General features: G+C 75.9%; 9 protein-coding genes. 3 read left to right on the top strand and 6 right to left on the bottom strand.

From position 1 onward, the window contains the following. Positions 1 to 146: 146 nt before the first annotated feature. The 3 genes from C8D89_RS08445 to C8D89_RS08435 form a co-directional block, all read right to left on the bottom strand. Positions 147 to 1757: an FAD-dependent oxidoreductase gene (locus tag C8D89_RS08445; protein WP_116707645.1), complete on the bottom strand. Its 1611-nt coding sequence runs from the start codon at positions 1755 to 1757 to the stop codon at positions 147 to 149. A 45-nt stretch (positions 1758 to 1802) separates the two neighbouring features. Continuing rightward, positions 1803 to 4589 carry an ATP-binding protein gene (locus C8D89_RS08440; RefSeq protein ID WP_116707644.1) on the bottom strand — a complete coding sequence of 929 codons (2787 nt, stop codon included), beginning with the start codon at positions 4587 to 4589 and terminating at the stop codon, positions 1803 to 1805. A 318-nt stretch (positions 4590 to 4907) separates the two neighbouring features. After that, positions 4908 to 5345 carry a PaaI family thioesterase gene (locus C8D89_RS08435; RefSeq protein ID WP_116707643.1) on the bottom strand — a complete coding sequence of 146 codons (438 nt, stop codon included), beginning with the start codon at positions 5343 to 5345 and terminating at the stop codon, positions 4908 to 4910. Between the two features lie 80 nt (positions 5346 to 5425). Between C8D89_RS08435 and polA the strand changes: the two genes are divergently transcribed. Genes polA through C8D89_RS08420 form a run of 3 tightly spaced genes read left to right on the top strand, consistent with a single transcriptional unit; the run spans position 5426 to position 10605 of the window. Continuing rightward, positions 5426 to 8203, top strand: coding sequence for a DNA polymerase I (gene polA / locus C8D89_RS08430; protein ID WP_207787123.1), 2778 nt, complete (start codon positions 5426 to 5428; stop codon positions 8201 to 8203). Positions 8204 to 8261: 58 nt separating this feature from the next. After that, positions 8262 to 9752: a flavin-containing monooxygenase gene (locus C8D89_RS08425; RefSeq protein WP_116707642.1), complete on the top strand. Its 1491-nt coding sequence runs from the start codon at positions 8262 to 8264 to the stop codon at positions 9750 to 9752. A gap of 7 nt (positions 9753 to 9759) precedes the next feature. Continuing rightward, positions 9760 to 10605, top strand: a complete 846-nt coding sequence (locus C8D89_RS08420) for an NAD(P)-dependent oxidoreductase (RefSeq protein ID WP_116707641.1) — start codon at positions 9760 to 9762, stop codon at positions 10603 to 10605. A 28-nt stretch (positions 10606 to 10633) separates the two neighbouring features. Here the strand turns inward: C8D89_RS08420 and C8D89_RS08415 are convergent, their stop codons facing one another. From C8D89_RS08415 to C8D89_RS08405, 3 genes are read right to left on the bottom strand one after another with little or no spacing between them, the layout of a single operon-like run. Further along, complete coding sequence (locus C8D89_RS08415; RefSeq protein ID WP_243417948.1) at positions 10634 to 11824, bottom strand: vWA domain-containing protein; 1191 nt, start codon at positions 11822 to 11824, stop codon at positions 10634 to 10636. Further along, the gene (locus C8D89_RS08410; protein WP_116707640.1) at positions 11814 to 12689 is read right to left on the bottom strand and encodes an AAA family ATPase; all 876 of its coding nucleotides are present in this window, start codon (positions 12687 to 12689) and stop codon (positions 11814 to 11816) included. The genes C8D89_RS08415 and C8D89_RS08410 overlap by 11 nt, the downstream gene beginning before the upstream one ends. Further along, complete coding sequence (locus C8D89_RS08405) at positions 12686 to 13603, bottom strand: XdhC family protein (protein ID WP_207787122.1); 918 nt, start codon at positions 13601 to 13603, stop codon at positions 12686 to 12688. Before C8D89_RS08405 ends, C8D89_RS08410 begins: the two co-directional genes overlap by 4 nt.

The raw sequence follows: 13603 nt of genomic DNA, 5'->3' as shown, positions 1-13603 counted from the left end.
GTCTCCTGTTGCCCAGCCGCGCGAGGTTGCAGCGAACGCGCTGTTCGCTGCTTCTACGCGTCCGAACTCCCCGTTCGCGATGCTGGGTGCGCGGGCGGTCGGTGATCACCGATCTTCTCGCCGACCGCACGGGCTCCCGACCATGGTCACACCGGGGCGAGGGCCGGCGCCGCCTCGTCCACCCGTGCAGCGAGGGGGTCCTTCGCTGCGTCCCACGCAGCGAACGGGTCCCTCGCTGCCCCCGCCGGCGGCCCGAGGCCCAGGGCCAGGGCCACGGCATCGCGCAGGGCCGTCACCGGGTCGGCGGCCGGCTCGTCACGACGCCAGGCGACGTAGCCGTCGGGGCGCACGAGCACCGCGCCGCCGTGCTCGAGCCGGTACGCGCGGGCCAGCCGGCCGCGCGGGTCGGCGAGCGACGGAGCAGCGAGCGCGAGCTCGTCGGCCGCCCGGCGCCAGCCGGCCTCGGCCGTGACGAGCGTGAGCCGCCCGTCCCACAGGTCCAGCGTCGAGCACCGGCGCCCGTCGACGCCGACCCACACGTGCGGCGCGCGCTCGCCCGGGGCCGCGGCCAGGTCCTCGGGGGCGACGAGGGCCGGTGGGTCCGCGGCGAGCACCGGGGAGGCGTACCGGGTCCCGAGGTCGCCGACCATCCCGTCGGCGGGGTCGGGCACCCCGGGACGGACGGAGCGCCGGGCGTTGCGCTCGCCCACCGGTCGCCGCTCCGCGACGTAGCTCGCGAGCAGCGCCTCGCCGGCCCGCCCCTGCACGGCCCACGCGAGCTTCCAGCCCAGACCGTGGCCGTCGTGCACCGCGGTGTTGAGCCCGACCGCGCCGGCCGGGGTCATGCGGTGCGCCGCGTCGCCGACGAGGAACGCCGCGCCGGCGCGGGAGGCGGTGGCGAGCCCGGCGTCGAGGTCGAAGACGGCGGAACCGAGGTACTCGGGTGCCAGGGCCGGGATGCCGGTCGCGGTCCGGAGCAGCGTCGTCCACTCGGCCTCGTCGGCGGGGATGTCGTCGTCGGCCGGACACGGGCGGGCGTAGCCCCAGCGGTCGGTCCCGCCCTGCGTCCCGAACGCGATGAGGAGCCCGGTCGCGTCCGGGTGCGAGAGCGCGTACAGCCCGTGACGCGTCCCGCCGAGCACGGGGGAGAGGTCGGCGCGGAAGAGCATCTGGACGTGGCGCCCGAGGCCGCCGAGGTACGTGGTGCCGATCCCCAGCGCCGCCCGGACACGGCTCCGTGGTCCGTCGGCGCCGACGACGAAGCGGCTGCGCACGACCGACGTCTCGCCGGTCGCCGTGTCCCGGAGCCGTGCCCACGCGCCGCCGTCGTGGACGGCGAGGTCGGTGAGCTCGGTGGAGAACGAGACCACCGCCCCCGCCCGGCGGGCGGCGTCGAGCAGGACGGGTTCGAGGTGATCCTGCGGGCAGCACGCCGGCGCGGACGGGCTCACCGCGAGCGCCTCGCGGGGAAGGGGGAAGCCGAGCGGGTTCTCGGTCAGGTCCGGGTCCGCCAGGGTCGTGCCGGAGGCGACGCGCGGGATGACGGCCGAGCTGACCGGGCGCACGGTGTCGGCGACGCCCCAGCTGCGGAAGATCTCCATCGTGCGGGTGCTGAGGCCCGAGGCCCGCGGATGGATCGAGGTACCGAGGTGTCGTTCGACGACGAGCACCTGCGCGCCGTGGCGCGCGGCGGAGACGGCGGTGGCCAGGCCCGCGGGGCCGGCGCCGACGACGAGGACGTGAGGTGTGTGCTCCATGCCGCCGAGCGTCGGGGTCGCACCACCACGGCGGATCCGTACCGACTACGGAACCACCGCGGCCCGCTGCGCCCACGTCCGTAGGCGTGCCCGGTCCGTCGTCCCGGTCTTGGCCAGCAACCGGGCGACGTGGGACTCGACGGTGCGCGTCGAGAGGTGCAGGCGCGCGGCGATGTCGGCGTTGCCGAGGTGCTCGGTGACCAGGGCGAGGACCTCGGCCTCGCGGGCGGTCACGCCGAGCCGGCGCAGGTCGGGCGGGACGGGGTCCGCGGGGCGCCGGGTGGGCGCGCCGGCGGCCCGCAGCAGGTCGCGGCACGTGCGGGCGAGCGCCCGGGCTCCGGCGTCGTCGCCCCGTTCGTGGACCGCGAGGTCGGCGCGCAGGGCGGGCACCGGATCGCCCCAGCCGTCGCGCACCGCCGCGTCGAGGACGACCGTGCGCAGCAGGCGGTGCCACCAGGGCACGTGCTCGAGGTCGTGGGCCGCCCGGTCGGCCAGCGCCGCGGCCTCCGCACCGCGTCCCGCCCGGCCGGCCGCCACCGCGTCGGCGTAGGTCAGGGCTCCGCGGTTGGGGACGGCGAGCAGCACGTGGTGGCCGCGCAGCAGGTCGCGGGCCTCCGCGTCGCGGTCGCCGACGGCGGCGCGCAGCAGGGGCCAGAGCCCGTAGTAAGGGACGGGCGCGGCGCTGCGGTGCGCGAGCGCCGCGGGGACGGCGCGGTCGGCGAGGGCCGCGGCGCGCGGGAGGTCGTGGGCCAGCAGCGCGGTCAGCGCCGGCACCAGCGGCCCGAGCAGGGCGACCTCGGTGGGGACGTCGGCCCGCGTCCCCGCGGCGGCGAGGAGTGCCTCCGCGCCGGCCCGGTCGCCGGCGAGGGCGGTGCAGGCCGCCGCGAACAGCTCGGCCATGCCCTGCAGCGAGGTGAGGCGCAGGCGCCCGAGCTGCTCGGCCGCGGGCAGGAGGATCGCCAGCGCGGCGCGGGGCCCGTCGACGTCCAGGGCGGCGTCGGCGCGCAGCATGTCGGCCTGGGCGGCGCGGCCCGGCATGCCGTGGCGCTCGGCGAGGTCCCGGACGTGTGCGAGGTCGGTCGCTCGGGAGTCCCCGGCGGACAGGCGCTGCGCGCCGAGGACGAACAGGGCCTCCACGCGCCACGGCGCGAGCCCGTGCTCGCCCGCCACCTGCGCCGCGCGCGTGGCGAGGGCGGGGCCGTCGAGGTCGTCGTCGGTCATCGCGCAGCGGGCGAGCACGAGCAGCGCTTCGCAGAGGGTCGCGGCCGCGTCGGGGTGCCGCGCGACGAGGGCGTCCTCCGCGGCCCGCACCGCCGCCCGGGCCCGCGGCACCGCCACCGTGACGTCGCCCGCGCCGAACGCCGCGTCGGCGGCGAGCACCAGCGAGCGGGGGTCGTGCGGACGGGCCGCGCGGGCGAGCCGCTCCTCCGCCTCGGCCCACCGGCCCCCGAGCACCGCGGTGCGGGCGAGGCGCAGGCACAGCTCGGCGTGCTCGGCGCCGGTGACCGCGCCCGATCCCAGCGCGGCGTCCCCCACGGCGAGCGCGGCCGCGGCCTCGCCGCGCAGGGTCAGCACCCGCACGCGCTCGGCCGCCACCGCGCCGGGCTCCGCGCCCAGGGCCGCGGCGCGCACCAGCAGCTCGTCGGCGTGCCCGAGCGCGCCGCGGTCGGCGTCCCGCCGCGCGAGGTCGAGGAGCAGGGCGGTGGCCCGCCGCGGGTCGCCGGCGTCGGCGTAACGGGCCGCGGCGGCCTCGCGATCGCCGGGCCGGTCCCGCGCCTCCAGGGCGTCGGCGACGTGACCGGCCAGGGCGGCGCGTTCGGGCGGGAGGAGCGCGGCCAGCACGGCGTCGCGGGTCAGCGCGTGCCGCCAGGTCAGGCGCCCGTCGACCGCGACGAGCAGGCCCGCGGTGACGCCCGCGCGCAGCGCGGCCGCCACGGTCGACGCGTCGGTGCCGGTGGCCGCGGCGAGGAGGCGGTGGTCCGGGTCGCCGGGGGCGACGGCGGCGGCCTCGACGACGGCGCGGCCCACGTCGGGCAGCGCGTCGAGACGCCGGGCCACCAGTCCCGTCCAATTCGGCGGCAGGGTGGCGGGCCCTTCGGCGAGGAGCTCCTCGACGAGGAACGGCAGGCCCTCGGAGCGGTGCACGAGCTCGCGGAGCACCCCGGGCTCCCGCGGCCCGTCCCGACGCGCCGCCAGCCGGGCCACCGCGTCCGCATCGAGACGCGCGAGGCGCCGGACCGTGACGTCGGGGTGCGCGGTGAGGGCGCCGACGGTGCCGTCACCCTCGTCGTCCCGCGCGGCCAGGGCGAGCAGCACCGGCGCCCGGACGACGGCGCCGGCCAGGTAGCCGAGCAGGTCGAGGGTGTCCGCGTCGGCCCAGTGCAGGTCGTCGAGCACGAGCACGACCCCCCGGTCCCCGTGCACCGCGGTGAGCAGCGCGAGCACTCCCTCGCCGAGGACGACGGCCGGGTCGGGGACCGGGCCGCTCGGGACGTTGCCGGCCGCCGCGCCGGGCACGAGCCGGGCGAGCGCAGCGCGGAACGGGCGGAGTCGCGGGGTGTCCGGCAGCGGGCCGGTGCGCAGTGGCGGGGCGAGGGCCTCGGTGATCGGGCGGTAGGCGCCGCCGCCCGCGACCGCCCGCCCGGACAGCACCGGCAGGCCCGCGCCGGCGACGGCGTCGGCGACCTCGCCCAGCAGCCGGGACTTGCCGATGCCCGCCTCGCCCGTGAGCAGCAGCGTCCCGCCGGTACCCGCCCGCAGCGCGTCGACCCGGGCGCGGACGGCGGCCCGCTCGGCCTCCCGACCGATCAGCGGGAGCCGGGGCGTGGCCATCCGTCCATTGGAGCGCGCGCCCGCCACGCGGACCAGGCTGGAACGCCGAGTGGGTCGTCGCGGGCGGGGGAGCGAGGGACGCCCTGGCTGCGTGGGACGCACTCGGGGACGCCCTCGCTGCGCTCGCTCGTGGCCGCGGGCGCATCGGGGTCGTCGCGGGCGGGGGAGCGAGGGACGCTCTGGCTGCGTGGGACGCACTCAGGGGCGCCCTCGCTGCGCTCGCTCGCCCTCGGACGCACTCAGGGGCGCCCTCGCTGCGCTCGCTCGCCCTCGGACGCACCGAGGGACGCCCTCGCTGCGCTCGGCCGGCGCCGGGTGTCAGCCCCCGGAGCCCGGGGGCCGCGAGCGGTAGACGCAGGTGAGCTTGGCGGTGCAGACGCGGCGGTCCTCGTCGTCGGTGATCACGATCTCGAAGGTGCCGATCGTGCGGCCGACCGACAGCGGCGTGCAGACCCCGGTGACGAGGCCGTCGAGCGCCGAGCGGTGGTGGGTGCACGACAGCTCCAGGCCGACCGGCGCGCGTTCGGGCCAGCCGTGCAGCGCCGCGGCGGTGGAGCCGAGCGTCTCGGCGAGAACGCCGTTGGCGCCGCCGTGCAGGAGCCCGAAGGGCTGGCGGTTGCCGGTCACGGGCATGGTGCCGACGACGCGGTCCGGCTCCCAGGACGTGATCTCGATGCCCATCCGCGCGGCGAGCTGCTCGTCCGGGTACTGCACGTCGATCTCGGGCACCGCGGCGGACTCGGGAGCGCTGGTCATGCCCGCAGGGTAGGGGCGTGGGCGGTGCCCGGCCGCCCGGGCGGCCCGGGTGTGTCAGGGGTCGCCCCTAGACTCGCGGCGTGGCTCCGACCAGCACCGCGACCCCGCCCGAGACGACCCCCGAGAGCACGCCGGACGCCCCGGCGGGCGGCCGGGGGCGCCTGCTGCTGCTCGACGGCCACTCGCTGGCCTACCGGGCGTTCTTCGCGCTGCCGACGGAGAACTTCAACACCACGACGGGGCAGACCACCAACGCGGTCTACGGCTTCACGTCGATGCTGATCAACCTGCTGCGCGACGAGGAGCCGACGCACGTCGCGGTGGCGTTCGACGTCTCGCGCAAGACGTTCCGGGCCGAGACGTACGCGGCCTACAAGGCCAACCGCACCTCGACGCCCGACGAGTTCCGGGGCCAGATCGACCTCATCAAGGACATCCTGGCCGCGCTCGCGATCCCGGTGCTCGAGGTCGAGGGCTTCGAGGCGGACGACCTCATCGCCACGCTCACCACGCAGGCCGTCGCCGAGGGCATGACGGTCTCGATCTGCACCGGCGACCGCGACGCGTTCCAGCTCGTCTCCGACGACGTCACGGTGCTCTACCCACGCAAGGGCGTGTCCGACCTCGTGCGCTACACGCCCGAGCAGGTCATGGAGCGCTACACCCTCACCCCGGCGCAGTACCCCGACTTCGCCGCCCTGCGCGGCGACCCCAGCGACAACCTGCCGAGCATCCCGGGGGTGGGGGAGAAGACCGCGCAGAAGTGGATCCGCGAGTTCGGGTCGCTCGACGCGCTGGTCGACCGCGTCGACGAGGTGCGGGGCAAGGCCGGCGACGCGCTGCGCGAGCACCTGTCGTCGGTGGTGCTCAACCGCCAGCTCACCGAGCTCGTCCGCGACGTCGACGGCATCGGGGTGGGCCCGCACGACCTCGCGATCCGCCAGTGGGACCGCGACGCGGTGCACCAGCTGTTCGACCAGCTCGAGTTCCGGGTCCTGCGCGAGCGGCTGTTCTCCACGCTCACCGCGGCCGAGCCGGAGGCCGAGGAGGGCTTCGAGGTCCGCGGCGCGGCGCTGGAGCCGGGGTCGGTGGGCGACTGGTTGGCCGACCACGCGCGCGACGGGCGCCGGGTCGGCCTCGCCTTCCGCGGCCAGTGGGCGCACGGGACGGGCGACCTCGAGGGCGTCGCGCTCGCGGCCGCCGACGGCGAGAGCGCCTACGTCGACGTGCGCGCGCTCGACGAGGCCGACGAGTCGGCGCTCGCCGCGTGGCTCGCCGACGCCGCCGTGCCCAAGGCCGGGCACGAGGTCAAGGGCCCGAGCCACGGGGTCCGCGCGCGGGGCTGGCAGCTCGCGGGCGTCACCAGCGACACCGCGCTCGCGGCGTACCTCGCCCGGCCGGGCGAGCGCAGCTTCGACCTGGCCGACCTCGCGCTGCGCTACCTGCGTCGCGAGCTGCGCGTCGAGGAGAACGCCGGTGAGGGGGCGAGCGAGCAGCTCACGCTCGACGGCGGCGAGGAGGAGGCGGACGCCGCGCTCGCGCAGGCCGAGATGCTGCGCGCCCGGGCCGTGATCGACCTCGCGGAGAAGCTCGACGCCGACCTCGCCGAGCTCGGCGGCACGGCGCTGCTCACCGAGCTCGAGCTGCCGCTGCTGGCGGTGCTCGCCGATCTCGAGGCCGCCGGCGTCGCGGTCGACGTCAGCGCGCTGCACGACCTCGAGTCGCAGTTCGGCGCGCGGGTCCAGGCCGCCGCGCAGGCCGCGTACGACGTCATCGGCAAGGAGATCAACCTCGGGTCGCCGAAGCAGCTGCAGGTGGTGCTGTTCGACGAGCTGCAGATGCCGAAGACCAAGCGCACCAAGACCGGCTACACCACCGACGCCGACTCCCTGCAGACCCTGAACGAGTCCCACCCCCACCCGTTCCTCGAGCACCTCCTGGAGCACCGCGACGCCACGCGCCTGCGGGTGACGGTCAAGGGTCTGCTCGACGCGCTGTCCGACGACGGGCGGATCCACACCACGTTCAACCAGACCATCGCGCGCACCGGGCGCCTGAGCTCCACCGATCCCAACCTGCAGAACATCCCGGTGCGCACCGCCGAGGGCCGGCGCATCCGCGACTGCTTCGTCGTCGGTTCCGACTCCGCCGACGGCGCGTTCGGCGAGCTCATGACCGTCGACTACTCCCAGATCGAGATGCGCATCATGGCGCACCTCTCGCGCGACGAGGCGCTGATCGAGGCGTTCCAGTCGGGCTACGACTTCCACTCGGCCACCGCGGCGCGGGTGTTCGGGGTCGCCGAGGACGAGGTGGACCCGGCCCAGCGCGCCAAGATCAAGGCGATGAACTACGGGCTGGCGTACGGCCTCTCCGCCTACGGGCTCTCCGCCCAGCTCCGGATCTCCACCGAGGAGGCCAAGGAGCTGATGGAGGAGTACTTCACGCGGTTCGGCGGCGTGCGCGACTACCTGCACCAGGTGGTCGCGCAGGCCCGCAAGGACGGCTACACGTCCTCCATCCTCGGGCGCCGCCGCTACCTGCCCGACCTCACCAGCGACAATCGTCAGCGTCGCGAGATGGCCGAGCGGATGGCGCTCAACGCTCCGATCCAGGGCAGCGCGGCCGACATCATCAAGGTCGCGATGCTCGGGGTGCACCAGGCGCTGCGCGAGGCCGGCCTCCGCTCGCGGATGTTGCTGCAGGTCCACGACGAGCTCGTGCTCGAGGTGGCGACCGAGGAGAAGGACGACGTCGTCGCGCTCGTGCGCCGCGAGATGGGCGCGGCCTTCGAGCTCGACGTCCCGCTCGAGGTGTCGGTCGGCTTCGGACGCTCCTGGGACCAGGCGGCGCACTGACGTCCGCCGGGTCACACCCGACTGGTACGCGGCGGTACCAGGCGTTAGCGTGGTACGCGTGAGTACCGAGCACCTCGACGTGGTCATCGTCGGCGCGGGCCTGTCCGGGATCGGCACGGCCTGTCACCTCGAGCGGGAGCTGCCCGACCACCGCTACGCGGTGCTCGAGGCCCGCGAGGACCTCGGCGGCACGTGGAGCCTCTTCCGCTACCCGGGCATCCGCTCGGACTCCGACATGCACACCCTCGGCTACCGGTTCCGGCCGTGGAGTAGCGCGACGGCGCTGGCCGACGGACCGTCGATCCTGTCCTACGTGCGCGAGACCGCGCAGGAGTACGGGGTCGACCAGAAGATCCGGTACGGCCACCGCGTCACGCGGGCGTCGTGGGACTCCGACGCCCAGCGCTGGACCCTCGAGGTCCCGGGGCGCGCCCCCTTGACCTGCTCGTTCCTGCTCATGTGCTCGGGCTACTACCGCTACGACCGGGGCTACACCCCGGACCTGCCGGGCATCGGGCGCTTCGCCGGCACCGTCGTGCACCCGCAGCTGTGGGATCCCGAGCTCGACTACGCCGGGAAGCGCGTCGTCGTCATCGGCAGCGGCGCGACGGCCGTGACGCTGGTGCCGGCCATGACGGAGGACTCGGAGGGCGGCGCCGCCGCGCACGTCACGATGCTGCAGCGCTCGCCGAGCTACGTGCTCTCGATCGGGCGCACCGACCCCGTGGCCGAGGCGCTCGGGCGCTGGCTGCCGCGCGCGGTCGCCGACCCACTGACGCGCGCCAAGAACATCGCCCAGATCATCGCGCTGTACCAGGTCAGCCGCCGCTTCCCGCGGTTCGTGCGCGGGCTGCTGCGCAGGGCGACGCAGTCGGCGCTGCCCGCCGGCTACGACGTCGACACCCACTTCAACCCGAGCTACGACCCCTGGGACCAGCGCATGTGCATGGTCGGAGACGGGGACCTCTTCCGCGCCGTCCGCTCCGGGCGTGCCGACATCGTCACCGACCACATCGAGACGTTCACCGAGACCGGCATCCGGCTGCGTTCCGGCCAGGAGCTCGACGCCGACATCGTCGTCACGGCCACCGGGCTGACGCTGCAGATGTTCGGCGGCGCGGAGGTCGTCGTCGACGGCGAGCCCGTGCATCTGCCCGACACCATGGCCTACAAGGGCATGATGCTCTCCGGCGTGCCGAACCTCGTCTACATGATCGGCTACACGAACGCCTCGTGGACGCTCAAGGTGGACCTGGTCGCCGAGTACGTGGTGAAGCTCCTGCGCCACCTGCGGGGCAACGGGCTCGGCGTCGCGGTGCCCGAGCGCGACCCGGCGGTCGAGGAGGCCCCGTTCCTCGACTTCGGCGCGGGCTACGTGCAGCGCTCGATCGACGAGCTGCCCAAGCAGGGCACGCGGGCGCCGTGGCGGCTGGCGATGAACTACGCGATCGACGCGGTCGCCCTGCGCCGCAGCCGTGTGGACGACGAGGTCATGCGCTTCGTCCCGGCGGTCGGGCGCGTCCCCGAGGCCGAGCGCGCTGCCGGCTGACCCGGCGATGATCACCGTCGGCGTCGTCGCCCCGGGCGCGATGGGTGTGGCCCTCGCGTCCTGCCTCGCCGCGGGCGGTCACCGGGTGCTCACCAGCCTGGACGGGCGCTCGCCGGCCACCGCCGTCCGCGCGCACGGCGTGCTGGAGGACGCCGGTCGCCTCGACGACCTCGTGACCGCGGCCGAGGTCCTCCTGCTCGTCGTCCCGCCCGGCGCGGCCCGCGCCGCCGGCGACGAGCTCGCGGCGGCGTGCACGCGCACCGGGGCCCGGCCCCTGGTCGTCGAGATGGACGCGGTCGCCCCGACGACGGTCACCGCGATCGCCGCGGCGCTGCCCGGCGACCTGGTCGACGGCGCGATCTCCGGCCCGCCACCGGGGCCCGACGCCGACGTGGCCACGCGGGTCTTCCTGTCCGGACCCCGCGCCGACGAGGTGGCTCGGCTGGACGCGCCGGGCGTGCGGTGGCTGGTCCTCGACGGACCGGTCGGGGCGGCGAGTGCCGCGAAGATGTGCACGGCGTCGGTGCGCAAGGGACACCAGGCGCTGCTCGCGCAGGCGTTCCTCACCGCGGCCGCGCACGGGGTGCTCGACGCAGTTCTCGCCGACCTGCGCATCGACTTCCCGGACACCGGCGTGGCGTCCGCGGCGAGCGCCGCCACGAAGGCCTGGCGGTTCGTCGACGAGATGACCGAGATCGCGGCCACCCAGGCGGACGCGGGCCTGACGTCGGCGCTGGCCGAGGGCCTCGAGGCGGTCTACCGCGCGCTGGCCACCAGTGCGTGGGGTGGGCGGCGGCCGGAGGACGTGCCCGCGGACCTCGACGACCCGAGTGACCTCCGGCCTCGTCCGTGATCTCCCCGTTCGAGCGTCGATCGGACGCTCAGCGTGGGCGGCGTCGCTCCGCTGGCCGCGAAACGGCGTCGGAGCCCAAGGCGGCGACGAGCTCGTCGAGGGCGTCGAGACGGTGGGCGCTGATCACGGCGTCACAGTGCGGCCAGGCGGCGGCGACGCCGCGAGCGCGGGGCTCGAAGCCGGCGCGGGCGGTGCGCGGGTTGGCCCACACGATGCGGTGGGCGACCCGGCGCAGCCGCGCCATCTCGCGGCCGAGCACCTCGGGATCGCCCGTGTCCCAGCCGTCGGACACGACGAGGAGCACCGCGCCGCGAGCCATGCCTCGGCGGCCCCAGCGGCGGGAGAACTCGGCGAGCGATTCGCCGATCCGGCTTCCGCTGGACCAGTCCGGGGCGAGCGCGGCCGCTCGGGCGAGCGCGACCTCGGGGCGTCCACGGCTCAGCGCCGGTGTGAGACGGGTGAGCCGTGTGGCGAACGTGAACACTTCCGCACGCGCCGAGACGCGCGCGCACCAGAGCAGCTGGAGCAACGCGCGCGCGTAGGGCTCCATCGACCCCGAGATGTCGCAGAGCACGACCAGGCGCCGCCTGCGGGTGCGTCGGGTACGGCGCGCGAGGACGACCGGCTGGCCGGCGGTGCGGCGGGCGCGGCGCAGGGTGGCGCGGAGATCGACCGACGGTCCGGCGGCCGCGGGGCGATAGCGGCGCGCGGGGCGCGGCGGGGTGACGAGTCGGAGCAGGCGCATGGCCTCGGAGAGCGACAGCAACTCGGCGGGGGTGAGTTCAGCGAAGTCCCGCCCCCCGAGCCGCTCGGCCGCGCTGGCGGCGGTGGGGATCGCCCGACGCTCTCCGTCGTGGTCGGAGCCGTCCCCCGCACGGTCGGCGCGAACCTGCGGGGTGGCGCCGGCCGGCCCCGGGCGGACGGACGACCGGCCGGTGACCGGGGGCGGAGCGTGCTGATCTCCGCGCTGGTCGGCGGGGTCGGTGGAATCCAGGGTGCCCCGGAACACCGACGAGAACACGGCGTCGAACACGGGCAACGTCGACTGTTCGATCACCAGGGTCACGCGGGCGACCCAGTACAGCTCGGTGATCCGTCCCGGCGCTGCGGCGAGGACACCGGCCGCGAACCGCGTAGCCTGCTCCGCGTCGACCGACATCCCCGCGTCCCGTAGCGCGCGGGTGAATCGCGCCGCCAGCGTGGCGAGGTCAGCGGCCACCGACCACGGCCTCCAACCCGGCTTCGAGGACCAGATCGCGATCCTCGTCGTACTTGAGCACCGCGCCCAAGGTGCGCCGCGCCACGTCCGCGTCGAGGTCCTCGACGCCCAGGGCGTGCAGCGCTTGTGCCCAGTCGATGGCCTCCGCGACCCCGGGCGGCTTGAGCAGCGGCGGCTCGCGCAGCCGCATGAGGGCACGGGCGACCTGGTCGGCCAGGGTGTCGCCGACCTCCGGGACCCGGGCCCGCACGATCGCCTCGACCGCCGCCGTGCCGGGGTGGGGGATGGTGTGGTGCAGGCAACGCCGTTTGAGCGCGTCGTGCAGATCGCGAGTCCGGTTCGAGGTGAGCACCACGACGGGCCGGTGCACCGCGCGGCGCGTCCCGATCTCGGGGATGGTCACCGAACCTTCGGCCAGGAGCTCGAGCAGGTGGGCCTCGAACTCGTCGTCGGCCCGGTCGACCTCGTCGATCAGCAGGACCGCCGGGCGGGGCCCCGCGTGGGTCACGGCCGCGAGCAGCGGGCGGGCGAGCAGGTAGGCGTCGCTGAAGAGGTCCTCGTCGGTGAGCGTCTCCCCGCGGCTCTCGGCCAGACGGATCGCGAGGAGCTGTCTCGGATGGTTCCACTCGTACAGCGCCTCGGCCGCCGTGAGCCCCTCGTAGCACTGCAGGCGGATCATCACGGTGTCCAGCACCTCGGCCAGGGCGATCGCGGCGCGGGTCTTGCCCACGCCCGGCTCGCCCTCGAGCAGCAGCGGCTGGTGCAGCGCAACGGCGAGGAACAGCGCCGTCGCGAGCCCCTCGTCGGCCAGGTAGCCCGTCTCGGCGAGCCCGGCGCGGAGCGAATCCACATCCTTCGGGATCACGCGCCGGCCACCGGGACGAAGCGGGCGGGGTCGTCGACGAAGGCCTGGCGGCAGCCCGGCCCGCAGAACCACCACGTCACGCCGTCGACGACCGCGCTGGGGTCCGCGGCCGTGCCCGTCACGGCCATGCCACACACCGGGTCGAGTCCCGGTCCCGGCCCGGCCGCCTCGGGAACCCCGGCGGGCGGGGCCTGGATCCGCTCGCGCGCCCCGATCATCTCCGCGTAGATCGACAGGGCGATCTCGGCCGGACTCGTCGCCCCGAGGTCCAGGCCGGCGGGAGTGCGCACCCGGACGCGGTCGGCTGCGGGGACATCGAGGGCGGCGAGGACCGCCGCCCCGCGGACGCGGCTCGCCACCAGCGCCACGTAGGGCACGCCCGCCCGCAGCGCATCCGTGAGCACCTCGACCTCGTCGCGGCCGTGCGAGGCGACCACGACTGCCGCAGCCGACGCCGAGGGCGGGCCCCCGGCACGGACGTCGTAGTCCATCGCCTCACCGATGCGCACGAGCGCCCGGGCGATCGGGGCGTCCCCGTGCACGTGCACCACCGTCGGCGGCACCATCGCCTCGAGGAAGATCTCGAGCGTGCCCCCGGACAGGCACGGGTTGACGACGGTGATCAGGCCTTCCCGGTCGTCGTGCGCGGAGGCCGCGGTCGGCACGATCCGCAGCAGGGAGGAAGCCCGGTCGCGCAGCAGCCGCAATCCTTCGACGCGGACCGTGGACTCGGCGCAGCTCCCTCCGACGAACCCCTCGATGGTGCCGTCGGGGAGCACCAGCGCGCGGTCGCCGGCACGCGCGCTGGTGGGACTCTCCGCCCGGACGACGGTGGCGAGGACGAACGGGGTCCCCTCGTGCTGCAGCGCGCCGGCGCGCGCCAGGACCCCGGCGGTCGATGCGGCGGTGGACAC

The sequence above is a fragment of the Actinomycetospora cinnamomea genome (assembly GCF_003096675.1).
Taxonomy (GTDB): Bacteria; Actinomycetota; Actinomycetes; order Mycobacteriales; family Pseudonocardiaceae; genus Actinomycetospora; species Actinomycetospora cinnamomea.
Note: the sequence above shows the minus strand (reverse complement) of the source record. Positions and strands in the feature narration are given on the sequence as shown.

Excerpts from the sequence above, each read along its gene's own strand:
- C8D89_RS08445 (WP_116707645.1), bottom strand. The coding sequence starts at position 1,757 with ATGGAGCACACACCTCACGTCCTCGTCGTCGGCGCCGGCCCCGCGGGC.
- C8D89_RS08440 (WP_116707644.1), bottom strand. The coding sequence starts at position 4,589 with ATGGCCACGCCCCGGCTCCCGCTGATCGGTCGGGAGGCCGAGCGGGCC.
- C8D89_RS08435 (WP_116707643.1), bottom strand. The coding sequence starts at position 5,345 with ATGACCAGCGCTCCCGAGTCCGCCGCGGTGCCCGAGATCGACGTGCAG.
- C8D89_RS08420 (WP_116707641.1), top strand. The coding sequence starts at position 9,760 with ATGATCACCGTCGGCGTCGTCGCCCCGGGCGCGATGGGTGTGGCCCTC.